General features: G+C 65.1%; 25 protein-coding genes. 18 read left to right on the forward strand and 7 right to left on the reverse strand.

All coding sequences use genetic code 11. The features are described 5' to 3' along the window. Positions 1-26: 26 nt before the first annotated feature. Positions 27-533 (reverse strand): hypothetical protein, encoded by a 507-nt coding sequence (locus QU44_RS18310; RefSeq protein ID WP_131599755.1) that lies wholly within the window; start codon positions 531-533, stop codon positions 27-29. A gap of 300 nt (positions 534-833) precedes the next feature. Further along, complete coding sequence (locus tag QU44_RS14015) at positions 834-1,826, reverse strand: quinone-dependent dihydroorotate dehydrogenase (RefSeq protein ID WP_033922991.1); 993 nt, start codon at positions 1,824-1,826, stop codon at positions 834-836. A gap of 325 nt (positions 1,827-2,151) precedes the next feature. Between QU44_RS14015 and QU44_RS14020 the strand changes: the two genes are divergently transcribed. From QU44_RS14020 to QU44_RS14060, 9 genes are all read left to right on the forward strand, one after another. Then, positions 2,152-3,006: a helix-turn-helix domain-containing protein gene (locus QU44_RS14020; protein ID WP_052134867.1), complete on the forward strand. Its 855-nt coding sequence runs from the start codon at positions 2,152-2,154 to the stop codon at positions 3,004-3,006. Positions 3,007-3,077: 71 nt separating this feature from the next. After that, a complete protein-coding gene (locus QU44_RS14025) occupies positions 3,078-3,578 on the forward strand; it encodes an RrF2 family transcriptional regulator (RefSeq protein ID WP_033922992.1) in 501 nt (166 codons plus the stop codon). Beyond that, a complete protein-coding gene (sufB, locus tag QU44_RS14030) occupies positions 3,578-5,050 on the forward strand; it encodes a Fe-S cluster assembly protein SufB (RefSeq protein WP_033922993.1) in 1,473 nt (490 codons plus the stop codon). The genes QU44_RS14025 and sufB overlap by 1 nt, the downstream gene beginning before the upstream one ends. A gap of 172 nt (positions 5,051-5,222) precedes the next feature. Next, a complete protein-coding gene (sufC, locus tag QU44_RS14035; protein WP_033922994.1) occupies positions 5,223-5,966 on the forward strand; it encodes a Fe-S cluster assembly ATPase SufC in 744 nt (247 codons plus the stop codon). Further along, positions 5,963-7,033, forward strand: coding sequence for a SufB/SufD family protein (locus tag QU44_RS14040; RefSeq protein WP_033922995.1), 1,071 nt, complete (start codon positions 5,963-5,965; stop codon positions 7,031-7,033). Before sufC ends, QU44_RS14040 begins: the two co-directional genes overlap by 4 nt. Before the next feature lie 176 nt (positions 7,034-7,209). Beyond that, a complete protein-coding gene (locus tag QU44_RS14045; RefSeq protein WP_033923018.1) occupies positions 7,210-8,370 on the forward strand; it encodes a cysteine desulfurase in 1,161 nt (386 codons plus the stop codon). Further along, a complete protein-coding gene (locus tag QU44_RS14050) occupies positions 8,367-8,840 on the forward strand; it encodes an SUF system Fe-S cluster assembly protein (protein ID WP_033922996.1) in 474 nt (157 codons plus the stop codon). Before QU44_RS14045 ends, QU44_RS14050 begins: the two co-directional genes overlap by 4 nt. A 120-nt stretch (positions 8,841-8,960) precedes the next feature. Beyond that, the gene (locus QU44_RS14055; RefSeq protein WP_033922997.1) at positions 8,961-9,314 is read left to right on the forward strand and encodes a HesB/IscA family protein; all 354 of its coding nucleotides are present in this window, start codon (positions 8,961-8,963) and stop codon (positions 9,312-9,314) included. A 64-nt stretch (positions 9,315-9,378) separates the two neighbouring features. Then, positions 9,379-10,770, forward strand: coding sequence for an amino acid permease (locus QU44_RS14060; protein WP_033922998.1), 1,392 nt, complete (start codon positions 9,379-9,381; stop codon positions 10,768-10,770). A 36-nt stretch (positions 10,771-10,806) separates the two neighbouring features. On the opposite strand, the gene QU44_RS14065 is transcribed toward QU44_RS14060, so the two are convergent. Next, positions 10,807-11,214, reverse strand: coding sequence for a DUF2147 domain-containing protein (locus tag QU44_RS14065; protein WP_033922999.1), 408 nt, complete (start codon positions 11,212-11,214; stop codon positions 10,807-10,809). Positions 11,215-11,274: 60 nt separating this feature from the next. On the opposite strand from QU44_RS14065, the gene QU44_RS14070 reads away from it, so the two are divergent. After that, positions 11,275-12,141 (forward strand): S-methyl-5'-thioadenosine phosphorylase, encoded by an 867-nt coding sequence (locus QU44_RS14070; RefSeq protein WP_033923000.1) that lies wholly within the window; start codon positions 11,275-11,277, stop codon positions 12,139-12,141. Here QU44_RS14070 and galE read toward each other — a convergent pair whose 3' ends face one another. Further along, on the reverse strand, positions 12,142-13,137 hold the full coding sequence (gene galE, locus QU44_RS14075) for a UDP-glucose 4-epimerase GalE (RefSeq protein WP_033923001.1): 996 nt from the start codon (positions 13,135-13,137) through the stop codon (positions 12,142-12,144). 79 nt (positions 13,138-13,216) lie between these two features. On the opposite strand from galE, the gene msrA reads away from it, so the two are divergent. The 3 genes from msrA (at position 13,217) to QU44_RS14090 (ending at position 14,802) form a co-directional block, all read left to right on the forward strand. Continuing rightward, positions 13,217-13,765 carry a peptide-methionine (S)-S-oxide reductase MsrA gene (gene msrA / locus QU44_RS14080; protein WP_033923002.1) on the forward strand — a complete coding sequence of 183 codons (549 nt, stop codon included), beginning with the start codon at positions 13,217-13,219 and terminating at the stop codon, positions 13,763-13,765. Positions 13,766-13,836: 71 nt separating this feature from the next. Beyond that, positions 13,837-14,106: a hypothetical protein gene (locus tag QU44_RS14085; protein ID WP_033923003.1), complete on the forward strand. Its 270-nt coding sequence runs from the start codon at positions 13,837-13,839 to the stop codon at positions 14,104-14,106. 249 nt (positions 14,107-14,355) lie between these two features. Then, positions 14,356-14,802 carry a hypothetical protein gene (locus QU44_RS14090; protein ID WP_156141206.1) on the forward strand — a complete coding sequence of 149 codons (447 nt, stop codon included), beginning with the start codon at positions 14,356-14,358 and terminating at the stop codon, positions 14,800-14,802. 3 nt (positions 14,803-14,805) lie between these two features. Here the strand turns inward: QU44_RS14090 and QU44_RS14095 are convergent, their stop codons facing one another. Further along, positions 14,806-15,744, reverse strand: coding sequence for an L-threonylcarbamoyladenylate synthase (locus QU44_RS14095; protein WP_052134869.1), 939 nt, complete (start codon positions 15,742-15,744; stop codon positions 14,806-14,808). Positions 15,745-15,805: 61 nt separating this feature from the next. Here QU44_RS14095 and QU44_RS14100 point away from each other — a divergent pair, with 61 nt between their 5' ends. Next, positions 15,806-17,530: an acyl-CoA dehydrogenase gene (locus QU44_RS14100; protein ID WP_033923005.1), complete on the forward strand. Its 1,725-nt coding sequence runs from the start codon at positions 15,806-15,808 to the stop codon at positions 17,528-17,530. Positions 17,531-17,710: 180 nt separating this feature from the next. Here QU44_RS14100 and QU44_RS14105 read toward each other — a convergent pair whose 3' ends face one another. Beyond that, on the reverse strand, positions 17,711-18,067 hold the full coding sequence (locus tag QU44_RS14105; protein ID WP_033923006.1) for a GntR family transcriptional regulator: 357 nt from the start codon (positions 18,065-18,067) through the stop codon (positions 17,711-17,713). A 39-nt stretch (positions 18,068-18,106) separates the two neighbouring features. Further along, entirely contained in the window at positions 18,107-18,685 is a 579-nt protein-coding gene (locus QU44_RS14110) for a nitroreductase family protein (protein WP_033923007.1), read from the reverse strand. 170 nt (positions 18,686-18,855) lie between these two features. On the opposite strand from QU44_RS14110, the gene QU44_RS14115 reads away from it, so the two are divergent. The 4 genes from QU44_RS14115 (at position 18,856) to QU44_RS14130 (ending at position 24,212) form a co-directional block, all read left to right on the forward strand. Next, a complete protein-coding gene (locus tag QU44_RS14115; protein ID WP_052134868.1) occupies positions 18,856-20,442 on the forward strand; it encodes a peptide MFS transporter in 1,587 nt (528 codons plus the stop codon). 126 nt (positions 20,443-20,568) lie between these two features. Next, positions 20,569-21,261, forward strand: a complete 693-nt coding sequence (locus tag QU44_RS14120) for an NnrU family protein (RefSeq protein WP_033923008.1) — start codon at positions 20,569-20,571, stop codon at positions 21,259-21,261. Positions 21,262-21,349: 88 nt separating this feature from the next. Next, positions 21,350-22,837: an efflux transporter outer membrane subunit gene (locus QU44_RS14125; RefSeq protein ID WP_033923021.1), complete on the forward strand. Its 1,488-nt coding sequence runs from the start codon at positions 21,350-21,352 to the stop codon at positions 22,835-22,837. After that, positions 22,830-24,212, forward strand: coding sequence for an efflux RND transporter periplasmic adaptor subunit (locus QU44_RS14130; RefSeq protein WP_033923009.1), 1,383 nt, complete (start codon positions 22,830-22,832; stop codon positions 24,210-24,212). The genes QU44_RS14125 and QU44_RS14130 overlap by 8 nt, the downstream gene beginning before the upstream one ends. The last annotated feature ends 1 nt before the right edge of the window (position 24,213 follow it).

Consider the following 24,213-nt stretch of genomic DNA (forward strand, 5'->3'; position numbering starts at 1 on the left):
AAACCGTGGGATTTTTCAGCAGCCTGCTAATTCCCCTCGGGAGACGGTAACGCACCCGGGAATTGATCCATTGCAGTCGATCGACGCTGGCCTGCAAGGCGGTCGATTTCGGCATTATAGGTCGGAAGATCAATGACCCCTCCTCCGTTCATGCCCTGATCCGCTCTAAAAACGCCTTCGCCTATCAGAAGAATGCGAAGCCTTTCTCCCTTTCTTTCGAGCACTATGTCGCACGACGATATGTAAACAACTGGCACCAAGTCCGGCTGAACGCCACCCTTCCAAGTCTTTAATACTCGGAGGTAAGCTGTTGGTGTAAGACCGGGCTTTGAGTCGCTTACGGAACTCATCGGCTCGATAACTTCGGCATCGATCAATACAGTCGCACGTTTGAAATGGTCTGCCGCTTGTTGCTTGATCTGTGAGGCCGTCATACTGCCTTGTGCAAAGCTACAAGCGCTTCCAGCGGACGGGGAGAGCAAGGTGCATACGCCGGCCGCAGCTATCGTCAGCATTTGTCGATCAAGCGTCATGGACTGATGCTGCTCCCAGTCGTTCTATCGCGCAAGGCAGATCGGACGTCAGCTACCCCCCTATCGCGCCCGCCATTCTCGCGACCAGCAGGCACGATCGACGCCGCAACCAAGCCCCGCTGTCCTACAAGCCGCCGCTTTGATACCTCTGCCAAATGCACACGTTCACCCCATCCTCTCCCGCTTCGCGTTCCGCCACGCAGAAAAGGCGAATCCAGGGGGTACGTAGTGTAGCTTTTGTAGCCTTCCGAGCGCCGGGAGCCACCAAGCCAGCCCGCCACGACCCCGATTCGCGGCTTCCTACCCCGCCAACCCGCGCACGATTCGCGCCGCCAGCCCCGGCCCTTCATACACCAGCGCCGAATATAGCTGCACCAGGCTCGCCCCCGCCGCCAGCCGCAGCGCCGCTTCCTCGGGCGAATCGATGCCGCCGACCGAGATCAGCGGCAATTGCCCGCCGGTCGCCACGCGCGCCTCGGCAAGCTTGGCACGTGCCAGGTCGCGAAGCGGTGCACCCGACAGGCCGCCCGCCTGCCCTGCATTGAGCGAGCGTAGCGATTCGGGCCGGCTGATCGTGGTGTTCGATACGATCAGCGCGTCGATGCCGTGGTCGATCGCCGCGCGCGCCACCACGTCGAGCGCGGCGCGGTCCAGATCGGGGGCGATCTTCAGGAACAGCGGGACGCGCTTGCCCCCGGTGCCCCGCGCCCTATCGCTGGCCGCCAGCAATTCGCCCAGCGCCGGCTGCGATTGCAGGTCGCGAAGGCCCGGCGTGTTGGGCGAACTGATGTTGATCGTCACATAATCGGCCAGCGTCGCCGCCTTGGCCACGCCGATCGCGTAATCGGCCACCCGGTCAGCCGAATCCTTGTTCGCGCCGACGTTGATGCCCAGCACGCCGCGCCGCCGCGCCTTGGCGATCCGCGCCAGCGCCGAATCGATGCCGCCATTGTTGAAGCCCATGCGGTTCACCACCGCGCGATCCTCGATCAATCGGAACAGCCGGGGCTTGGGATTGCCCGGCTGCGCCACCGGGGTCAGCGTCCCCACCTCGACCGCGCCGAAGCCAAGTGCGAAAAAGCCGTCGATCGCCTCGGCATTTTTGTCGACCCCTGCCGCCAGCCCAACCGGATTGGCAAAACGAAGCCCCGCCACCGTCACCGGCATCGCCGGCACCTTGGTGGCAAACGGGGTTCCCGCAGCGCCCCAGGCGCGCAGCGAGTCGATCGTCAAACCATGCGCGCGTTCGGCATCGAGCGCGAACAGCGCGGCGCGGGAAAGGGAATTTGCCATGCCGGCGCTTTGGCAGTGCAGCGCGTCCGCGTCAAAATATGGCACGCACGCGCCGCGACTCTCGTCTTAAGTTGCGCCATTCTGGATGATGTCGATTCCATCCAATACTCTGGCGCGGCAGGCGCGTATCTGACGGCTGCGACCCAAGGGGCTCCTTCGAACAGGGGGAGCTTTTTCTCGGCGACTCGGATGTGCGAACATTCGGGTCGCCTTTTTTTCGGCCATATCGGTACTGTCCCTTAGGTCGACTTCCTACTTCACCTGGAACACAGTACCGCAATGGGACGATCGCCAGGTCAGCAGGCCGGGGTCGTGGGTGGGGGACATGTCCGTGGAATTGCGTTTCGTATCGCCATCGCCCGACCTGGCGGCGCTGGTGACCACCTATTATTGGTATCGCAGCGACAATTTGCTGATCGAAGGGATTGATCGCGCCGATGTGGGCCAGGTGCGCTTCATGCTTCGCGGCATCGGCCACATGCATTTCGCCGACGGGCGCAGCGAGCCATCGGTCCCGATCATGATCAACGGACCCGGCACCGGCGCGGCCTCCTATCGCGCCGATGGGCCGTTCTATTGCTTCGGCATCGCGCTTCGGCCTGTCGGCTGGTGCGCGATCGTTCAGAAACCGGCGCATCATTGCGCCGATCGGATCACCGATGGCGCGGAGATTTTCGGGAAAGAGGGATTGGCCCTGCTCGAAACGCTGCGACGGATCGACAATATCGAATCGATGCTGCTGCACGTCGAACCCTTTCTGCGCGGCCGCGCCCGCGCCGTGCCGGTCGAGCATCAGAAAGTTTGCGAAGCGGTTCGCCTGTGGCTGACCAGCGAGAATTCGCCCCAGGTCGCGGCATTGTTCGATTCGATCCCCTTGTCGTCGCGGCAGGTAATCCGTCTGGTGAACCAGTATTTCGGTGCGCCGCCCAAGCTGCTGGAGCGCAAGTTCCGCGCATTGCGCGCGGCCACCGCGCTGGTGGAGGGCGATGATGTGCGCAACGTCGCCGCACCGTTTTACGACCAGTCGCACATGATCCGCGAGCTTCGCCACTTCACCGGGCACACCCCCGGATCGATCGCCACCGGGATCGACCCGGTACTGGCATTGACGCTGCAATCGACCGCCTATGGCGAGCTGCACCGACCCGATACCGCCGAAAAGTCCCGCGACGTCGCTTGAAGACGGCTTGACCAGCCGATCGCGCGCCCCCAAATAGCAATCGGACCAAATGGGTCCGATTAGGGAAATCGATGCGCCTCTCCGCCCAAGCTGACTATGCTGTCGTGATGATGAGCGCCGCCGCGCGTCATTGCGGTGCCGCCGGTCGGCTGAACGCGACGACGCTGGCGGGCGAGACCGGGCTGCCATTGCCGACGGTGCAGAAACTGGTCAGCCGGCTGTCGGCGGCCGGGCTGATCGAAAGCGCACGCGGCACCGGCGGCGGCTTTCGCCTGTCGCGCCCCCCCGCCGCAATCACCCTTGCCGACATTGTCGAGGCGATCGAAGGGCCGATCACCCTCACCTCCTGCGTCGATCATGGCAGCCATGATTGCGCGGCGGAGGCGACCTGCGCGGTCAAACCGCACTGGAACGCGGTGAACGGCGCGGTTCGCGGTGCCTTGGCAGGGGTGACGCTATCCAGCCTGTCGTCATCGCCGCCGCCGCGCCGCGATCCCCTTGCCGCCAGCTTTTCCAACCTTTCCTCCCCTAGCCCTTCCCCGTCGCGGGAAGGGGACAAGGTGCATATCTAATGGCCACCAAGAACGCCGAAGCCCATGCAGCGGTGAGCCGCGAATATGAATGGGGCTTCCATTCGGACATCGAACAGGAATTCGCGCCCAAGGGGCTGACCGAGGATACGGTCCGCTTCATCAGCGCCAAGAAGGGCGAGCCGCAATGGATGCTCGACTGGCGGCTGAAGGCGTTTGCGATGTGGCAGACGATGGAGGCACCCGATTGGGCCAAGCTGGAAATCGACCCGATCGATTATCAGGATGCCTATTATTACGCCGAGCCAAAGGCCAAGCCGAAGCTCGGCTCGCTCGACGAGGTCGATCCCGAAATCCTGCGCGTCTATGAAAAGCTGGGCATTCCGATCGAGGAGCAAAAGCTGCTGGCGGGCGTAGAGGGTGCCGAAATGCCGCGCCGCGTCGCGGTTGATGCGGTGTTCGACAGTGTTTCGGTCGCCACCACCTTCCGCAAGGAATTGGAAGCGGCCGGCGTCATCTTCCGGTCGATCAGCGAAGCGATCAAGGAATATCCCGATCTAGTCCGCAAATGGCTGGGCAAGGTCGTGCCGATGCGCGACAATTATTTCGCGACGCTCAACTGCGCGGTCTTTTCCGATGGCACCTTCGTCTACATCCCCGAAGGCGTTCGCTGCCCGATGGAATTGAGCACCTATTTCCGCATCAACGCCGAAAATACCGGCCAGTTCGAACGCACGCTGATCATCGCCGACAAGGGCAGCTATGTCAGCTATCTCGAAGGTTGCACCGCGCCGATGCGCGACGAGAATCAACTCCACGCCGCCGTGGTCGAACTGGTGATCCTCGACGATGCCGAGATCAAATATTCGACCGTCCAGAATTGGTATCCCGGCGACGAAAACGGCAAGGGCGGCATCTACAACTTCGTCACCAAGCGCGCCTTGTGCCAGGGCAAGAACAGCAAGGTGTCATGGACTCAGGTCGAAACCGGCAGCGCCGTGACCTGGAAATACCCGTCCTGCGTGCTCAACGGCGAGAATTCGGTCGGCGAATTCTATTCGGTGGCGGTCACCAACAACCGTCAGCAAGCCGATACCGGCACCAAGATGATCCACAACGGCAAGGGCAGCCGATCGACGATCGTGTCGAAGGGGATTTCGGCGGGGCGCAGCGACAACACCTATCGCGGGCTGGTGCGCGTGGCGCCGAACGCCGAGGGGGTGCGCAACTTCACCCAGTGCGACAGCCTGTTGCTGGGTGACCAGTGCGGCGCGCATACCGTGCCCTATATCGAAGTGCGCAACCCGTCGGCACAGATTGAGCATGAGGCGACGACGTCGAAGATCTCCGACGACCAGATGTTCTACGCGATGCAGCGCGGGCTCGACGCCGAAAGCGCGGTGGCGCTGATCGTCAACGGCTTTGCCAAGGAAGTTCTCCAGCAACTGCCGATGGAATTCGCGGTCGAAGCGCAGAAGCTGCTGGGGATCAGCCTCGAGGGGAGTGTGGGGTGAACGCCATCATTATCCCTAATTGTCATGCCGGACTTGATCCGGCGTCCAGGCGCGCGAGCGGCCACAGGCGTGTCGCCTTCGGCAAGCCGCTCGCATGGACCCCGGATCAAGTCCGGAGTGACGAGTTCTTTGCCACCCGCGCCCCCTGCCCGCTGCCAACCGAGTTTAACTAATGCTGCAAATCACGAACCTCCACGCCGAAATCGACGGTAAGCCGATCCTCAAGGGCCTCTCGCTCAGCATCAATGCGGGCGAAGTCCATGCGATCATGGGGCCGAACGGCGCGGGCAAATCCACGCTCGGCTATGTCCTGGGCGGTCGTCCGGGCTATGAAGTCACCGAAGGTTCGGTCAGCTTCGACGGCACCGACCTGCTCGAACTCGAACCGCATGAGCGCGCCGCCGCCGGGCTGTTCCTGGGCTTCCAATATCCGGTCGAAATCCCCGGTATTTCGAACGTACAGTTTCTGCGCGAAAGCCTGAACGCACAGCGCAAGGGGCGCGGCGAGCCGGCATTGTCGGGGGCCGAATTCCTCAAAATCGCACGCGGACAGGCCGATGCGCTCGGCATGGATTACGACATGCTCAAGCGCCCGGTGAATGTCGGCTTTTCGGGCGGCGAGAAGAAGCGCAACGAAATGGTGCAGATGGGGATCATCAACCCTAGCCTCGCGATCCTCGACGAAACCGACAGCGGGCTCGACATCGACGCGCTGCGGATCGTCGGCGACGGCATCAACCGCATCATGCGCAGCCCGGACAAGGCTGTGATTCTGATCACCCATTATCAGCGGCTGCTCGATTATGTGGAGCCCGATTTCGTCCACGTCCTGGCCGATGGCCGGATCACCCGCACCGGCGGGGCAGAGCTTGCGGTCGAGCTCGAGCGCGAAGGCTATGGGGCGATCGCGGCGTGACGCTCACCCTCCCCTCTCGCCGGGACGAGGCGTGGCGCTGGGCCGATCTCGACGCGCTTCAGGCAGCGCGCGCGGCCCCTGCCATGCCGGTACAGGCCCCGCCGTTCCTCGATCTTGATGGCGCGCGGCTGGTGTTCGTCGATGGCGTGTTCGATGCCGCCGCCGGTGATCCGCGCGGCGTGGTGGTCGAACATCTCGCCCCGGTCACCGAACACCCCTTGGGCAAGCACACCGCCGGCACCGGCTGGTCGCTGACGCTGGGGCCGCAACAGGCCGAAACCTGTGTCCAGATCGTCCATGTGGGCACCGGCGGCGAAAGCCATGTGCCCGGGCGGATCATCCTGGCCGCCGATGCCGTCGCCAGCATCGTCGAAACCTATGTCGGCACCGGCTGGGCCAATCGGCTGACCACGATCGGCCTGGCCGAAGGCGCTCGGCTGATGCGATCGGTGCGGATCCTGCAAAGCGCGGGCTTCGTCTCGCTGCGTGAGGAAGCGACGATCGGCAAGGCGGCAAGCCTGGTCAGCGTGTTCCTTGGCACCGGCGGCATGGCCAGCCGGATCGACGGCACATTGCGCGTCGTCGGCGATGGCGGCTTTGCCGAAATGGGCGGCGCGTTGCTGACGCGCGGTGAGCAGCGACAGGAATGCGCAGTCACCGTCCGGCACGAGGCGCTGCACGGCACCAGCAACCAGACCTGGCGCGCGGTCGCCGCCGATCGCTCAGCGGCCAGCCTTGCCGCGCGCGTCGATGTCGCACGCGGCGCACAGAAGACCGATGGCGTCCAGTCACTGCGCGGCCTGCTGCTCGATCGCACCGCGACGATCAACCTGAAGCCCGAACTCGAAATCTTCGCCGACGATGTAAAGTGCGCGCATGGCGCAACGGTGGGCGAGCTTGACCGCAACGCGATGTTCTACCTGCAATCGCGCGGCATCCCCGCGCTTCGGGCACGGGCAATGATGACCCGCGCCTTCGTCGCCGATGCGATCGACCGGATCGGCGAAGACGCGGTGCGCGATGCCTTCGCGGCGGACGCCGATGCGTGGCTGGAGGGGGCGGCGTGAGCGATGCAACCGCCAGTCTCCCTCTCCCGCTTGCGGGAGAGGGCCGGGGTGAGGGCCTGTCCGCCAGCGCCGCCCCGGCCAATCCAGTCCCTCACCCTTCCGCCGCTTCGCGGCTCCCTCCCTCTCCCGCAGGCGGGAGAGGGACTTCGCTAGACCACGTCGCCGATTTCCCGGCGATCCCCGCCGGCTGGGCGTATCTCGACACCGCCGCGACCGCGCAAAAGCCGCAAGTGGTGATCGACGCGATCACTCGCGGCTATGACACGACCTACGCCACCGTGCATCGCGGGGTGTACCAGCGCTCCGCCGACATGACGCTTGCCTATGAAGCCGCGCGTGAGCGGGTCGCGCGGTTCATCGGGGCCGCCAGCCCCAATGAATGCATCTTCGTGCGCGGCGCGACCGAAGGGATCAACCTGGTCGCGCAATGCTGGGCCGCGACTCAGCTCAAGGCCGGCGACCGCATCCTGTTGTCGCTGCTCGAGCATCATTCGAACATCGTGCCGTGGCAGATGGTCGCCGAGCGGATGGGCGTCGGCATCGACGTCATCCCGCTCACCGCCGATCACGCGATCGACCTCGACGCGATGGCGGCGATGATCCGGCCCGAACATAAATTGGTCGCGCTCGCGCATGTCTCGAACGTCACCGGCGCGGTGCTCGATGCGCGCCGCGCCGCCGACATCGCGCACCGCAACGGCGCGAAAATGCTGCTCGACGGGTGCCAGGCGGTGCCGCGCATTACGGTCGACGTGCAGGCGCTTGGGTGCGACTTCTACGTCTTTTCGGGTCACAAGCTCTATGGCCCCACCGGCATCGGCGTGCTGTGGGGCCGGGCCGAGCTGCTCGAGGCGATGCCCCCCTATCAGGGCGGCGGCGCGATGATCGACAAGGTGTCGTTCGAACGCACCACCTTTGCCCCTTCGCCCGGACGGTTCGAGGCGGGAACGCCGCATATCGTCGGCGTGCTGGGGCTGCACGCCGCGATCGACTATGTCGAAGCGATCGGGCTGAATGCGATCCACGCGCATGAAACCGCATTGGTCCATGCCACGCGCACGGCGCTGCGCGGGTTCAACTCGGTCACGCTCTATGGCCCCGAGGATTCGGCGGGCATCGTCAGCTTCGCGATCGAGGGGGTACACCCGCACGACATCGGCACCATATTGGACGAGGGGCAGGTGGCAATCCGCGCCGGCCATCATTGCGCGCAGCCGCTGATGGACGCCTGGGGCATTCCCGCGACCGCCCGCGCCAGCTTCGGGGTGTACAACAACATGGGCGACGTCGATGCGTTCGCCAGGGGCATCGAACGAGTGACGAGGATTTTCGGATGAGCGATCGAATTGCGATCGAAGAGGTCGACGCGGTGCAACCACCGGCACGCGCGCGGGTCGACATCGACCCGCCGCACCACGACACCGCCCGGCAGGAGCGCGCGCGCGACTATCTCGACGGGTTTCTGGCGCAAAAGCCGGTCGAGGCCGGTGCGGGCGAGCCCGGCGGCGAAGTTTATGAAGCGATCATCGCCGCGCTGAAGGACATTTTCGACCCCGAGATTCCGGTCAACATCTATGATCTGGGCCTGATCTACGGCGTCGAGGTGACCGATGACGGCCATGCCGTGGTGACGATGACGCTCACCACCCCGAATTGCCCGGTCGCCGAATCGATGCCGATGGAAGTCGAACTGCGCGTCGGCGCGGTGCCCGGCGTCGGCCATGCCGAAGTCAATCTGATCTGGGATCCACCCTGGGATCCGCAAAAGATGAGCGACGACGCGAAGTTGGAACTCGGAATGCTTTAGCGAGTTCCCCTCCCGCTTGCGGGAGGGGTTAGGGGTGGGCCGAGTCTCACCGAGTACGCGATATGTGGATAGCCCCACCCCCTGCTCCTCCCGCAAACGGGAGGGAGGAAGGAAGAAGAAATGACCACCATCACGCGCCAACGCCCACAAGCGATCCTGCTCACCCCCGCCGCCGAAGCGCGCGTCGCGGCGCTGATGGCGCGCGCTCCCGCCGATGCGATCGGGGTCAAACTGTCGACCCCGCGTCGCGGCTGTTCGGGGCTTGCCTATTCGGTCGACTATGTCGCCGCCCCCAATCCGATGGATGAACGGATCGAAACCTCGGGCGGCAGCTTCTTCGTCGATGGCGGGTCGGTGCTGTATCTGATCGGCAGCACGATGGACTGGGTCGAGGACGACTTCACCGCCGGCTTCGTCTTTTCCAACCCCAATGCCAAGGGTGCTTGCGGCTGCGGCGAAAGCTTCACCGTCTAGCCTCCCCCTTGCATCCCACGCCCACCTCTGTTCCTTGAGCCCCAAAGCAAAAACGGGGATAAAAATGCACGGTATCTTCAGGCGCAAGGCGATCGACGCCAGCGATCGCGGCGCGGGACAGACGCTCACGCCGACGCTGTCGTGGCCGCATCTGATGGCGCTGGGCGTCGGCGCGATCGTCGGCACCGGCATCCTGACGCTGATCGGCGTGGGAGCTGACCGCGCCGGACCCGCAGTGATCCTGTCTTTCGTCATCGCCGGTGCCATTTGCGCCTGCGCCGCGCTTGCCTACGCCGAAATGGCAACGATGATGCCCGCATCGGGTGCCGCCTATTCCTACAGCTATGCAGTGCTGGGGGAGATCATCGCCTGGGTAGTCGGCTGGAGCCTGATCCTCGAATATTCGCTGGTGGTGTCGACTGTTGCGGTCGGCTGGTCTGGCTATGCCGCGCCATTGCTCACCAGCATCGGCTTTCCCGCTGCGCTGACGCAAGGGCCGGAGCTTGGCGGGCTGGTCAACGTGCCCGCGGTCGGGATTATCGGCGTCGTCGCGGCGCTGCTGATCTTTGGCACACGCGAATCGGCGACGCTCAACGCCTTGCTCGTCGCGGTGAAGCTGATCGCGCTCACCGTGTTCGTCGTCGTCACGCTGCCCTATTTCAACGCCGCCAATCTCGAACCCTTCATGCCCTATGGCTTCCCCAAATCGGTCGACGCAGCAGGTGCCGAGCGCGGGGTGATGGCGGCGGCGGCGATCATCTTCTTCGCCTTTTACGGCTTCGACGCGATCTCTACCGCTGCCGAGGAAACCAAGAACCCCGCGCGCGACCTCGCGATCGGGATCGTCGGATCGATGGTGGCGTGCATCATCATCTACATGCTGGTCGCGGTCGCGGCGGTGGGTGCGGTTTCCCACACCGTCTTCGCCAATTCGGCCGAGCCGCTGGCGCTGGTGCTGCGCCAACTCGATCGGCCAGAGGCTGCTACCTTCCTGGCGGTATCGGCGGTGATCGCGCTGCCGACAGTATTGCTGGCGTTCCTGTTCGGCCAGAGCCGCATCTTCTTCACCATGGCGCGCGACGGATTGCTACCGCGCAGCCTGGCCAAGATTTCATCGCGCGGATCGCCGGTGCGGATCACGATCTTCACCGCGATTATCGTCGCCATCATCGCCGGCGTCCTGCCGATCGACCAGATCGCCGCGCTCGCCAATGCCGGGACGCTGGCGGCGTTCATCGCGGTATCGGTGTGCATGCTGGTGCTCCGCCGCCGCGCGCCCGACGCCGAACGCCGCTTCCGCGCGCCGCTGGCTTGGGTGGTCGGGCCGGCGGCGATCCTGGGCTGTCTGTATTTGTTCTTCAGCCTGCCCAGCCAAACCCAATTCTGGTTCCTGCTGTGGAATATCGGCGGACTGGCGGTGTATTTCGCCTATGCGCGGCGCAACGCAGCCGATTGAGCGAGGGGGGAAGCCCCCTCCCCGTTCGGGATTGCCTCACCGCATGCGGGTCCATTCCTGGGTTCGACAGAAAAACGCGATACATCCCTTCACCGCCAGCTTGTTGCCGCTGGCGCGCACCGTCGATCGGTAGGTTCGCCCCGATTTGGGGTCATAGATCGTGCCGCGCCATTCCTTTCCTGCGTCGGTGAAGCCGCTCAGGATCATCGTTCCCACCAACGGGCGGTTTCGCATCGCCTTGTCGGGGTTGTTGGTATCGGTGGTCGGCGAACCCGGCGCGGCCTTCACGATCCGCGCCAGCTTGCCACAGATGTCGCCACCGCAACGTTCGATCGCGATGATCCCCTCGCCGCCTTGCGTCACCCAGCGCCCGATGATCGGATCTGCGGCGAGCGCCGGGGCGGCGATCGCGACGCACGCGATGAACAGGGCTTTGCGGATCATGGCGGCTATCCGTAAGGCTCAGGCGCGCGACCGACAATGGGCGCACGCAGGAGGACGCATATGGCAGGCTGGACGATCGGAATCATCGGCGGGTCGGGGCTGTACGACGTGGCAGGCGTCGAGGACGGTCGCTGGGTCGAGGTCGACACGCCCTGGGGGTCGCCGTCGGACGCGCTGTACCAGGGGCGGATGGGCGAAGTCGGCGTCGTCTTCCTTCCCCGCCACGGGCGCGGCCACCGCATCGCGCCGTCGGACCTCAACGCGCGCGCCAATATCGACGCGCTCAAGCGGATGGGCGTCACCGACGTGCTCGCCATCTCGTCGGTCGGTAGCCTGGCCGAGGAGCGCGCGCCGGGCACCTTCACCATCGTCGACCAGTTCATCGATCGCACCAAGGGGCGGCCCTCAAGCTTCTTCGGCACAGGCATGGTCGCGCATGTCTCAATGGCCGATCCAGTCTGCCCGCGCCTGTCGGCGCTCGCCGCCGATGCAGCGCGCACGGGCGGCGCGGTCACGCATGCCGGCGGCACCTATCTGGCGATGGAAGGCCCGCAATTCTCCACCCGCGCTGAGAGCAACCTGTATCGCCAATGGGGCTGCGACGTCATCGGCATGACCGCGATGCCCGAAGCCAAGCTCGCGCGTGAGGCAGAGCTGCCCTATGCGCTGGTCGGCATGGTCACCGATTATGATTGCTGGCGCGAGGGCGAGGAAGCCGTCGACGTCGCACAGGTGATCGCGCAATTGACCGACAACGCCGCCAAGGCGCGCGCGCTGGTGGTGGCCTTGCTGCAGAGCTTGCCCGCCGAACGCCCCGCCTCGCCGATCGACACCTGCCTCGACGCTGCATTGATCACCGCACCCCATGCGCGCGATCCGGGGCTGCTTGCAAAACTGGATGCGGTGGCAGGGCGAGCCTTGGGCTAGCTACCCCCGCTCAGCCAGTTTCCGCTCCCACGCCAGCGCATCGCGCACGATCCCGTCGAGATCGTCATGCTTTGGCCGCCACGGCAGCGCCGCCAGGATCGCGCTATTGTCCGCCACCAGCGCGTCAGGATCGCCCGCGCGCCGCCCTTCCAGCCGCCGTTCGATCGTCACATTGGTCACCCGATCGACCGCGTTGAGCACTTCGAGCACCGAATAGCCCCGCCCATAGCCCGCATTCATCGTATGGCTCTCGGCGGGCTTGGCCACCAACAACGCCAAGGCATCGACATGCGCGGCGGCGAGGTCGGTTACATGGATATAGTCACGCACCCCGGTGCCGTCGGGGGTCGCGAAATCGGTGCCGAACACCGACACATGCCCGCGCTTCCCCGTCGCCGCCTCGACCGCGACCTTGATCAGATGGGTCGCGCCGCTGGTCGACTGGCCCGAGCGCCCCTGAGGATCGGCACCCGCGACGTTGAAATAGCGCAGCGCCGCATAATTCAACGGATGCGCGGCGGCGACATCGGCCAGCATCGCCTCGGTCATCAGCTTGGACATGCCATAGGGATTGATCGGCAGCTTGGGGCTGTCCTCGCGCACCGGCACCACTTCGGGAATGCCATAGGTCGCGGCGGTCGACGAGAAGATGAAATGCTTCACCCCCGACACGACCGCGCTCTCGATCAGGCTGCGCGAGGCGGCGGTGTTGTTGCGATAATATTTAAGCGGATCGGTCACTGATTCGGGCACCACGACTGATCCGGCGAAGTGCATGATCGCGCCGACATCATGCTGCGCGATTGCGCCGCGCACCGCGGCTTCGTCCTCGATATTCGCGCGTACCAATGTCGCGCGCGGATCGACCGCCCAGTCGAACCCGGTGACCAGATTATCGACGACGACAACGCGCCGACCGGCATCGAGCAACGCCAACACCGCATGGCTGCCGATATAGCCCGCGCCGCCGGTCACCAATACGCTGAAATCGCTCATCGCCCGCCCTCCGTTCCAAACATGCTTGGCCCCATGCCACGCCATTCCTATCTAGTCAGCAACCAAGGAGAGTTTGACGATGACGACCCAAACCGCAACGCTGGCCGGCGGCTGCTTCTGGTGTACCGAAGCGGTGTATAACGACGTGATCGGCGTCCAGCAGGTCGAAAGCGGCTATATCGGCGGCAATGTGCCAGACCCGACCTACAAGCAGGTCTGCGGCGGCAATACCGGCCATGCCGAGGCGATCCGCGTGACCTTCGACGGCGACCAGATCAGCTATGGCGAGCTGCTCGATATTTTCTTCGCGACGCACGACCCGACGACGCTGAACCGCCAGGGCAATGACGTCGGCACCCAATATCGCTCGGCGATCTTTCCGCACGACGAAGCGCAGGCAACCGAGGCGCGCGCTGCGATCGAGCGCAACGCCGGCGGCTGGCCCAATCCGATCGTCACCACGATCGAACCGCTTTCGACCTGGTATCCTGCCGAGGATTATCATCAGGAATATTGGAACGGCGAAGGCCAGCGCAATCCTTATTGCCTGAGCGTCATCCCGCCCAAGCTGCAAAAGCTGCGCAAGAGCTTCGCCGCGAGGTCAAAGGCCCAGACCGCCACGGCGTGATGGAACCGGCTCCCTCGGTCATTGGTTCGTTGCCGGCTGGGGGGCGTTCCCCTGACCGAGGGAGCACCGACATGAAGAAGTTTTTCGCACCGGCATTGATGATACTGATGGCCGCACCGCTGGCAGCATGCGGCGGCGACGGTGACGACGCACTGGCCGAACGCGCCGAGGAAAAAGGCGAAGCCGATGCCGAAGCCGCCGAGGCAATGGGTGCCAACGAAGCCGTCGTCGAAGGCATCGAGGACAATGCCGAGGCGCGCGCCGACGCGATCGACGATTCCGACGTCGACACCGACGAACTGACCGACGCGCAGAAAAACGCGATGGTCAACGGCTATTGATCCCGGTCCCCTCTCCCGCCTGCGGGAGAGGGGATAGCCCCGCTTCTCGTCACTCCGGACTTGATCCGGGGTCCATGCGAGCCGCCGCCCCCCAAACAACCGCCGCACTGCAGCCCGCTCCAGCCGATCGTTTATCGCGACGCCGATGCCCGCCTGCTATCATTCGCCTGCCCAGTCCTTCCACAGATCATCGTCATGATATTGTAATCCATTTCCGTTCCACGGGTTATGGACTGGTTGGAGGACACCGTGACGAACCGCTTTATCTTTGCGATCTTGATCAGCATGGCAACCACCGCGTCGGCTCAAACTACCGACCCCACTTTCTGCGAAAGATTGGCTCCGCAATTGCAGATGAAGCCCGTTGAGAACGGCAAGGGGCTGGCGACCGGCGTTTGGCGAGTGAACACCTTGTCTGGCATTGGCCCGGCGCTGTTTGGCGGCACGTCGACGATGTCGATCTCGATCAGGCCCATTGGCGACCCTAGCTATGCAGAAGCTACCGCGCTGATCGAAAAGGCTTGTGAAACCACGAAAGGCGGCACCCGCTGCACGATCGACGGACCGATGCGAGTGAAAATCGGCACCCGCAAGGGCGTTGCCGATTTGGAAGCAAAGGTCGGAGATCTTGCCGAAATTGAGATAAAAGGCGTGATCGTGCTTTGTCGCGATCCTCAAGCCATCGGCAAACGCTGAACCTCAGCGCACCGCAGCCCGCCCCAACCGATCGTTGATCGCGACCCCGATACCCTCCGACGGCACCGGTGCCACCGCCATACTCGCCGCCTCGCTCGCATCGGCGCGATGCAGCGCCTCGAACAGCCGCGCCGCCGCCTCCACCACATCCCCGGTCGCCGACAGCGTGTCGTCCCCCGCGACCTCCCCAAAGCCAATCAGCCACTCACCCGCCCGCGCCTGAGTCGCGCCCAGGCGGACCGGCTTCGACGGTGCATAATGGCTCGACAGCTGCCCCGGCGCGGTGATCGCGTCGCCGACATAGGCGGCATAGCCCGCCCCCAGCATCGCGGCGGTAACCGGCCCCGGCCGCAGGATAGAGCGAGCGCCCGGCGCGACGATCGTCGACTCAAGCCCCGCCTTCGTCGCGCCATCGTCGATCACCAGCGCCACCCGCCCGCCAAGCGACGCCACCACATGCGCCGCGCGCGTCGGACTGATGCCGCCGCTGGCATTGGCCGAAGGTGCCGCCAATGGCCGATCGCACGCCACCAACAGCGCCCGCATCGCCCGATGCGCTGGCACCCGGATCGCAACCGTCGTCAGCCCCGCCGTCACCAGCGACGCGACGCCGCTGTCCGCACGCACCGGCAGCACCATCGTCAGCGGGCCGGGCCAGAACGCCGCCGCCAGCCGTTCGGCCTCCGCATCGAACACCGCCAGCGCGCGCGCAGCCGCAACATCGGTGACATGGACGATCAGCGGATTGAAGCTTGGCCGCCCCTTGGCCGCATAAATTCCCGCGACCGCCACCGAATCGGTCGCGTCGGCGGCCAGGCCGTACACCGTCTCGGTCGGCACCGCGACACAGGCCCCGGCGGCGATCAGCGCGGCTGCCTCGGCAATCGCGGCGGTGCCGTAGGGTAAGGTCCGGGTGACAAAGGGCGGGTTTGGTGATGGCACGGAACCGGCGCTATATCGCTGCAACCGAGCCGACAAGATGCGGCCGCACGAGAGAGGAAAGATGAGCTTCACTCCCCCCCAGGCCGAACAGCGCTTCGTGCTCGATCACATCGTCCGCTTGCCCCAATTGGCGGCGAACCAACGCTTTGCCGATGCAAGCCCCGACATGGTCGACGCCGTGCTCGAAGGGGTCGGTCAATTCGCTGCGGGCGAATGGGCACCGCTCGATCGCGTGGGCGACACCGTCGGCGCGAAATGGACCGATGCAGGGGTGGTGATGCCCGATGGGTTCATCGCCGCGTACAAGGCCTATGTCGATGGCGGCTGGGGCACGATCGGTTCACCCACCGAACATGGCGGCCAGGGGATGCCCTTCGCGATCTCCACGGCGGTGCTCGATACGCTGGGCGCGGCGAATATGGGGCTGGCCTTGTGCCCGACGCTCACCGTCGGCGCGATCGAGGCACTGATGCACCACGGCAGCGCACAGCAGCAAGCGGCCTATCTGCCAAAGCTGTCGAGCGGCGAATGGACCGGCACGATGAACCTGACCGAGCCGCAGGCGGGCAGTGACGTCGGCGCATTGCGAACGCGCGCCGATCCGATCGGCGACGGCAAATGGTCGATCACGGGCACCAAGATCTACATTTCCTATGGCGACCACGACATGGCGGCGAACATCGTCCATCTCGTCCTGGCGCGCACCCCCGATGCCCCGCCGGGCACCAAGGGGCTAAGCCTGTTCCTGGTTCCCAAATACCGCCTCGATGCCGATCACGCGCCTGGCGACTTCAACGACGTCCGCGTCGTTTCGATCGAACACAAGATGGGGCTTCACGCTTCGCCCACCTGTGTCCTGTCGTTCGGCGACAATGGCGATTGTATCGGTGAGCTGATCGGCCATGAAGGCGGCGGGATCGCGGCGATGTTTACGATGATGAACAATGCGCGGCTCAATGTCGGGCTTCAGGGCGTGCAGGTCGCCGAGCGCGCGACGCAAAAGGCGGTTGCCTATGCCCGCGACCGCATCCAGTCGGCGCGCGCGGGCGCTGTCAGCCGCGATCCGGTGGCGATCATCGAACATCCCGATGTGCGCCGCATGTTGCTGCGGATGAAGGCGCAGACTCAGGCGGCGCGCGCATTGGTCTATTATGCGGCGGGCCAGGTCGATCGCGCGACGCTGGGCGATGCCGATGCGCGCAAGCGGCTCGACCTGCTGACCCCGCTTGCCAAGGCGCATGGCACCGATCTTGGCAATGAAGTCGCCAGCATCGGCATCCAGGTGCATGGCGGCATGGGCTATGTCGAGGATACGGGGGCGGCGCAGCAGTTTCGCGACGCGCGCATCACCCCGATCTATGAAGGCACCAACGGCATTCAGGCCGCCGATCTGGTCGGGCGCAAGCTGGGGATGGATAATGGCGGCGTGTTCCTGTCGCACATCGCCGACATGCGCGCCGAAGCGAGCGATGCCGGCCTGGTCGCCCTGGTCGACGCATGTGAAGAGGTCGGGCGCTATCTGATGACCGCCGACACTGATGATAAGCTGGCGGCGAGCTATCCGTTCCTGACGATGCTGTCGGTCGCGACCTGCGGCTGGCTGATGGAACGATCAGGCAAGATCGCGGCACAGGCCGATGGCGACCCCGCCTTCCTGTCGCTCAAGCGGGCCGCCGCGCGATTCTATGTCGAACAGGTCGTGCCCGAAGCGCAGGGGCTGAAGGCTGCGGCAATGGCCAAGGCCGAGGTGCTGTATTCCCTGGCCCCGGAGGCATTCGCCGCCTGAGCGAGCAGCCCGTTCGCACTGCGCTTGCCGAAATGCCGTTCTTCTCCGCCACCGTGGATGGGGAAGACCGTGCTTCGACAAGCTCAGCACGAACGGGGATAGGGCGCGAAGCAACCTATAAAGCCCTCTCCCGCTTGCGGGACAGGGTTGGGTGAGGGCCTTCTTCTTCCTTCGCCCCAGCTACGCCGTCTCGCGATCGAACAGCACATCGCGATCCAGCCCCAGCAGCGCGATATGGTCGCGCACCCTGGGCCAATAGTTTTTCAGAAACCGCTCGCGCTCGGCGGTGCGCAGCGCCTCGGCGGCACCCGGCAGCACGAACATGCCCACCCCGCGCCGAACCTCGACATAGCCATCGTCCTGAAACGTCTGATAGGCCTTGGCCACCGTCAAAGGATTCGCCCCGACTTCCGCCGCAAATGCGCGAACCGAGGGTAATTGATCGCCGGCGCGATATTCGCCGCGCAGGATCGCGGCGGCGATCATGGCACGCAGCCGCATATAGACCGGCGCGTCATCATGTTCGAGTGCTGTCATGGCTACCTAATACGCCAATGCGCGCGAACGATCCAGTCGTTATTCGGGCCAACGGCGCACTATTCGTTCAAGGTCGGGGCGCGGTCGTTCGTCCAGATCGCGTGAGGGGGTGCCGATAAAGACGAACCCGGCGATCCGCCCCTCTGCCCCCGCAATCGATTCGCGCACTGCGGCGGAATAGGTCGCCCATCCGGTCAGCCAGCCAGCGACGAACCCATGCGCGTGCGCCGCGTGCAGCAGGTTCATACATGCAGCGCCCGCCGACAATTCCTGCTCCCAAACTGGGATATGGCTGGCCGTATTGGGTGCGGAGACGACCACGACCAGCGTCGGTGCCTGATACGCGAATTGCTCGATCGCCTCAATCTCCAGCCGCCCCGCCTCGGGCTTGTCGACCCGGTAGGCGGCAATCAGCATCGCCGCGAACGCTGCGCGCTGGTCGGCCGGCACGATCACGAAACGCCACGGTGCCAGCTTGCCATGATCGGGGGTACGCGCCGCCATGCCGATCATCGCCTGTAGTGTCGCATCGTCAGGCCCCGGCGCGACCATGTCGCGTGGCTTGCCCGATCGGCGGGTGGCGAAATAGGCGGGGAGCGAGGTGCGATCGTTGAACATGGCATCGTTTTGGGGATGTCTTGGCGATGCTGCAATGGGCTGACACACCAACGCTGCGCCCCGCTGGATATTTACACCCGGCGCTTTGCCGCTAGTCTCCGCCTCAACCAAATCCGCGGGGCCTCACCGCGACGAGTTTTCAGGGAGCGTTAGTTTTGCCCATCATCCCGATGATCGCGCTGGGATTCCTCGCGATCCTCCTGGCCGGCGGCGTGTATGTCGCGACGGCCAAATCGCCCGAGGTGGCGGGTCACCCCAAGGGACTCTATGTCCTGTTTTTCGCCGAAATGTGGGAGCGCTTCTCCTTCTACGGCATGCGCGCGCTGCTGATTTTTTACCTGACCAAGCACTGGCTGTTCGACGATTCTCAGGGCAACCTGATCTATGGTGCCTATCTATCGCTGGTCTACATCACACCGGTGCTGGGCGGCTATCTCGCCGATCGCTATCTGGGCCAGCGCAAGGCGGTGCAGTTCGGTGCGGTGCTGCTGACCATCGGCCACGCGCTGATGGCGTTCGAGGGGACCGGCGGCCAGGCCGACCCGATCATCAACATCTTCTGGCTGGCGCTGGCGTTCATCATCGTCGGCAGCGGTTTTCTGAAGGCCAATATCTCGGTGATCGTCGGCCAACTCTATCCGCTCACCGACGTGCGCCGCGATGGTGCGTACACGATCTTCTACATCGGCATTAACGTCGGTGCGGCGCTCGGCGTGATCATGGCGGGCTGGCTGGGCGAGACCCATGGCTGGGCCTATGGCTTCGGCGCGGCGGGCATCGGCATGCTGCTCGGGCTGGTTGTGTTCATCCTCGGTCGCCCGTTCCTGCTGGGACGTGGCGAAGCACCCCGCCCGCTTACCAAGCGCACCGAATGGTCACTCTACGGCGTCGGCCTGATCGCGATCGCGGTGATGTGGGCGCTGATCCAATATCAGGCCGTGATCCAGAACCTGCTGATCTTCTCTGGGATTGCGCTGCTGGGCTATGTGCTGTTCGAAAGCTTCAAGCTCGAACCGCATGCGCGCGACCGGATGTTCGTGGTGCTGTTCCTGATTGCGCTGAACCCGGTTTTCTGGGGCCTATTCGAGCAGGCGGGCGGCTCGCTCAACCTGTATACCGATCGCTATGTCAGCCGCGGCGACGTCCCGGCGTCGCTGTTCCAGTCGATCAACGCGATCTACATCATCCTGCTGGGGCCGATCTTCGCGACCCTATGGGTGGTGCTTGGCCGTCGCGGCTTCGAGCCATCGACGCCGGCCAAATTCGGGCTGGCGCTGGTGCAGGTGGGGCTGGGCTTCCTGGTGTTCGTCTGGGGCGCGCAGTCGGTCGGGCCGGGCGTCGCGACGCCGGTGCTGTTCGTGTTCTTGATCTATCTGCTTCACACCACCGGCGAGCTTTGCCTGTCGCCGGTCGGGCTTTCGGCAATGAACCGGCTCGCGCCGCGCCACCTTGCCAGCCTGATTATGGGCGCGTGGTTCTATATGACGGCGGTAGGCAATTTCGTCGCGGGAAAGATCGGCGAGGCAACCGGCGGCGAAGGCGGCGCGATGAGCCAGGAGGGCACGCTCGCGGTTTATTCGACGATCGGCTGGTGGACGATCGGCATTGCAGCGGTCGTGCTGGCGCTGTCGCCGCTGGTAAAACGCTGGATGCACCTCGACACGCTCGCCGACGAAGACCGTGCCATGCTCGGGGAAAGCGAACTCGCCGAGCCTGCTGCCGCAGGGGTGAATACCAACGGCGAAACCAGGCACTGACCTAACCCCCCTTCCCGCTTGGTGGAAAGCGTCGGGGAAGGGCTTGTCTCGACACGCCAGTGTAGCCGAACATGCCCTCCCCTACCCCTCCCGCTTGGCGGGAGCGGGATATGAAGGACCGCCGCCATGACCCTGCTCATCACCACCGTCATCGCCTTTGTCGGCAGCCACTTCCTGCTGTCGCACCCGTTGCGCGCGCCCTTGGTGTCGCGGATCGGCGAGCGGGGGTTCCTGCTGGTCTATTCGCTGGTCGCCTTCGCCACACTTGGCGGGATGGCGCATGCCTATAAGACGATGCCCGCCCAGCCGATGCTGTGGGAAGTCGGCGACGGGCTGTGGATGATGGCGACTGTCGTCATGCTGGTCGCCAGCATCCTGCTGATCGGATCGCTGATCGGCAATCCCGCCCTGCCCGACCCAACCGTGCAAACGAAGCCGGTGCCACAGCCGCGCGGCGTCTTCGCCATCACCCGCCACCCGATGATGTGGGCGTTCGCCTTATGGGCAGTCGCACATATCCTGGTATTTCCAATCGGCGCGCAGATCGTGCTGTCGGTCGGCATTGCCATCCTCGCGCTGGTCGGCGCCGTGTTGCAGGACGCCAAGAAGCAGAAATTAATGCCCGATTTCTGGCCCGAATGGTCGCGGCGCACCTCGTACCTGCCCTTTGCCGCGCTCGGGTCGAGTCGCCTGCCGTGGCAGGCTGCCCGGCTGCGCCCGCACGATTGGGCGGGCGGCGTCATCCTTTGGCTCGGGGCCACCTGGGCGCATCTGCCGCTGGCAGGCTGGGCAGCGGGCATCTGGCGCTGGATCGCCTGAGCCAAACCCCGCACCACCCTGCGATCGTTACATCTTGCGACAATAATTCATTGGACGTTCAATCGCTTTCTGGCCAACCAGCATGACCATGCGGCCACAAGCCATTTACCTATTCGCACTGGCCGGGTTGAGCCTCAGCGGCTGCACCGCCGGCCCCGACTATCGCCCCGCAGCCCCCGGCGAGCTTGGCGTTCCGCAGGGTTTTTCGGTCCCCGCCCCCAAAACCGCCGAAGACCTGACGCGCTGGTGGGAACGGTTCGACGATCCGCTGCTCCAGCGATTGGTCGCACAGGCGGCAAGCGACAATCTCGACGTCGGCCAGGCAGTCGCACGGTTGCGCCAGGCGCGCGAACAGCTGATCCAGGCGCGCACCGATTTCCTCCCTTCGGTCACCGGATCGGGCAATTATTCGCGGCGTCAGGCGCTGGCGGGCGGCAGCCAGCAAACCCAGTTGCCCGACGGCACCATCCTGAACACCGGCCAGGGATCGACCGATAATTTCTCGCTCAGTGCCGACGCCAATTATCAGGTCGATCTGTTCGGCGGGGTTCGGCGCGGCGTCGATGCGGCGCGTGCCGGCTATCAGGCTTCGGGCTTCGACTATGCGACGCTGCTGATCTCGACTCAGTCAGAGATTGCCCGCAACTATGTGCTCGCGCGCGCGGCGCAGGAACAGATCGCCAATGCCCGCCTGTCGCTGGCGTTGCAGGACGACAATCTCGAAATCGCCGGATTCCGGGTGCAGGCGGGCCTGGTGTCGTCGCTCGATGCCGAACAGGCGCGGGCGCAGCGGGCACAGACCGCCGCCTCGATCCCGTCGCTTGAGGCCAGCTATAACAGCGCGGTCTCCCGGCTTGGCGTGCTGACCGGGCAGGCCCCCGGCGCGCTGAAGGGCGAACTGGCGGCGATACGGCCGATCCCGCGCGGCCCCGCGACGGTCGGCATCGGCATTCCCGCCGACACGCTGCGCCAGCGCCCCGATGTGCGCGCTGCCGAACGCCAGCTTGCCGCCGCCACTGCCCAGATCGGTGTGGCCGAGGCGCAGCTCTATCCCGCGCTCAACCTGCGCGGCGGCATCAACACCGCCGCCGGTGCGATCGGCAACCTGACCGACATCATCACCGGCACCTTGTTCGCGGGCCTGAACCAGCTGATTTTCGACGGCGGGCGCACCCGTTCGCTGGTCCGCGCCCAGACCGCAGCCACCGACGGCGCGTTGCTGGCGTATAGGCAGACCATCCTCACCTCGCTCGAAGAGATCGAGAATGCGGTGGTGGCGCTCCAGACGGCGAAGGCCCGCCAACGCGAATTCACCGTAGCGCTGGACGCCGCGGGCAACTCGGCGATCCTGGCGCGCAGCCAGTATCGCGCGGGGCTGACCGATTTCACCACGCTCAACCAGACCGAAACCCAGTTGCTGAACGCGCGCAACAGCCTGACGCAAGTGCAGTCGGACGAGGCCACCGCGCTGGTGCAGCTGTATCTGGCGCTCGGCGGCGGCTGGGACAGCGACACGATTCCCCGGGTGGCGGGCACCGCCCTTGCCCCGGAAAGGCAGGACGACACCAATGGCTGACGCGCAAAGCCCCGATCTCGATGCGTTCCTGGGCACCAAGACCCAGCCCAAGTGGAAGCGCTATGCCAAATGGGCGCTGGTCGCGCTCGGAATCGTGCTGCTGGTGCTCGCCGCGATGCGCTTCCTCGCCCCGCCGGAGAAGCAGGGCTATGCCGCCGCGCCGGTGCGCCAGGGCAAATTGCAGGTCACCGTCTCGGCCACCGGCAAGCTGGCGCCGACCAACCAGGTCACCGTCGGTTCGCAACTTTCCGGGCTGGTCATGCAGGTGGTGGTCGACGTCAATGATCGCGTCCGCGCCGGCCAATCGCTCGCGCTGATCGATCCCGAACAGCTCGACGACCAGATCCGCCAGAACCAGGCGCAGCTCGCCGCGCAACTCGCCGCCGTGCAGCAGGCAGAGGCGACCTTGCAGGAAGCGCGCGCCACGCTCGGCCGGTTCGAGGAAGTCAGCCGCCTGTCGGGCGGGCGCGTTCCCGCCAAGACCGAACTCGACACCGCACGCGCCGCTGCCGCGCGCGCACTCGCCGGGGTCCGCACTGCGCAGGCCAATGTTACCGCGTCACGCGCGCAATTGTCGTCGAGCCAGACGCAGCGTGAACGCGCGATCATCCGATCGCCGGTCAATGGCGTGGTGCTCGCGCGCCAGGTCGATCCCGGTCAGACCGTGGCGGCGTCGTTCAACACCCCGACCCTGTTCGTGATCGCCGAAGATCTCAGCCAGATGGAGCTCGAAGTCGCGATCGACGAGGCCGATGTCGGATCGGTCCGCAACGGCCAGCGCGCCAGCTTCACCGTCGATGCCTTCCCCGGCGAAAGCTTCGCCGCGACGATCACCCGCGTCGATGTCGGATCTAACCTGTCGGCGCAGGAGGCGTCGTCATCGACCACCACCACCAGCGCGACGGGGCAAGTCGTGTCCTATGCCGCGATTCTGACGGTCGAAAACCCCGAATTGCGGCTGCGGCCGGGCATGACCGCCACCGCCGAAATCATCACCACCGAACGCGACAATGTGCTGCTGGTGCCCAACGCCGCGCTGAGTTTCCGGCCTGCCGCAGCCGGTGCCAGCGCTGCCAAGGGCGGCGGGCTGGCCAGCGCGATCGTGCCGACCCGCCGGCGCGGTGCCCAGCCAGAGCGCACCGCCTCGATCGGTCGCGGGTCCGAACAAACCGTCTATATCGTGGGGGCCGATGGCGAGCCGCAGCCGGTTCAGATCCGCGTCGGCCAAAGCGATGGCCAGGTCACCGAAGTGATCGGCGGCAATCTGCGCGCCGGGGCACAGGTGATTACCGGCCAACTCGCCGCTGAAGGATCGGGCGGCCAGAGCAAGGACGGGCAGGCCAAGGGCGGCCAGCGCGCCCGCCCGGGCAGCTAAG

It is taken from the genome of Sphingomonas sp. 37zxx, assembly GCF_000786205.1.
Lineage (GTDB): Bacteria > Pseudomonadota > Alphaproteobacteria > Sphingomonadales > Sphingomonadaceae > Sphingomonas.

Coding starts and splice junctions, on each gene's coding strand:
- QU44_RS18310 (WP_131599755.1), bottom strand. CDS start 533: ATGACGCTTGATCGACAAATGCTGACGATAGCTGCGGCCGGCGTATGC.
- QU44_RS14015 (WP_033922991.1), bottom strand. CDS start 1,826: ATGGCAAATTCCCTTTCCCGCGCCGCGCTGTTCGCGCTCGATGCCGAA.
- QU44_RS14020 (WP_052134867.1), top strand. CDS start 2,152: ATGTCCGTGGAATTGCGTTTCGTATCGCCATCGCCCGACCTGGCGGCG.
- QU44_RS14025 (WP_033922992.1), top strand. CDS start 3,078: ATGCGCCTCTCCGCCCAAGCTGACTATGCTGTCGTGATGATGAGCGCC.
- sufB (WP_033922993.1), top strand. CDS start 3,578: ATGGCCACCAAGAACGCCGAAGCCCATGCAGCGGTGAGCCGCGAATAT.
- sufC (WP_033922994.1), top strand. CDS start 5,223: ATGCTGCAAATCACGAACCTCCACGCCGAAATCGACGGTAAGCCGATC.
- QU44_RS14050 (WP_033922996.1), top strand. CDS start 8,367: ATGAGCGATCGAATTGCGATCGAAGAGGTCGACGCGGTGCAACCACCG.
- QU44_RS14055 (WP_033922997.1), top strand. CDS start 8,961: ATGACCACCATCACGCGCCAACGCCCACAAGCGATCCTGCTCACCCCC.
- QU44_RS14060 (WP_033922998.1), top strand. CDS start 9,379: ATGCACGGTATCTTCAGGCGCAAGGCGATCGACGCCAGCGATCGCGGC.
- QU44_RS14065 (WP_033922999.1), bottom strand. CDS start 11,214: ATGATCCGCAAAGCCCTGTTCATCGCGTGCGTCGCGATCGCCGCCCCG.
- QU44_RS14070 (WP_033923000.1), top strand. CDS start 11,275: ATGGCAGGCTGGACGATCGGAATCATCGGCGGGTCGGGGCTGTACGAC.
- galE (WP_033923001.1), bottom strand. CDS start 13,137: ATGAGCGATTTCAGCGTATTGGTGACCGGCGGCGCGGGCTATATCGGC.
- msrA (WP_033923002.1), top strand. CDS start 13,217: ATGACGACCCAAACCGCAACGCTGGCCGGCGGCTGCTTCTGGTGTACC.
- QU44_RS14085 (WP_033923003.1), top strand. CDS start 13,837: ATGAAGAAGTTTTTCGCACCGGCATTGATGATACTGATGGCCGCACCG.
- QU44_RS14100 (WP_033923005.1), top strand. CDS start 15,806: ATGAGCTTCACTCCCCCCCAGGCCGAACAGCGCTTCGTGCTCGATCAC.
- QU44_RS14105 (WP_033923006.1), bottom strand. CDS start 18,067: ATGACAGCACTCGAACATGATGACGCGCCGGTCTATATGCGGCTGCGT.
- QU44_RS14110 (WP_033923007.1), bottom strand. CDS start 18,685: ATGTTCAACGATCGCACCTCGCTCCCCGCCTATTTCGCCACCCGCCGA.
- QU44_RS14115 (WP_052134868.1), top strand. CDS start 18,856: ATGATCGCGCTGGGATTCCTCGCGATCCTCCTGGCCGGCGGCGTGTAT.
- QU44_RS14120 (WP_033923008.1), top strand. CDS start 20,569: ATGACCCTGCTCATCACCACCGTCATCGCCTTTGTCGGCAGCCACTTC.
- QU44_RS14125 (WP_033923021.1), top strand. CDS start 21,350: ATGCGGCCACAAGCCATTTACCTATTCGCACTGGCCGGGTTGAGCCTC.
- QU44_RS14130 (WP_033923009.1), top strand. CDS start 22,830: ATGGCTGACGCGCAAAGCCCCGATCTCGATGCGTTCCTGGGCACCAAG.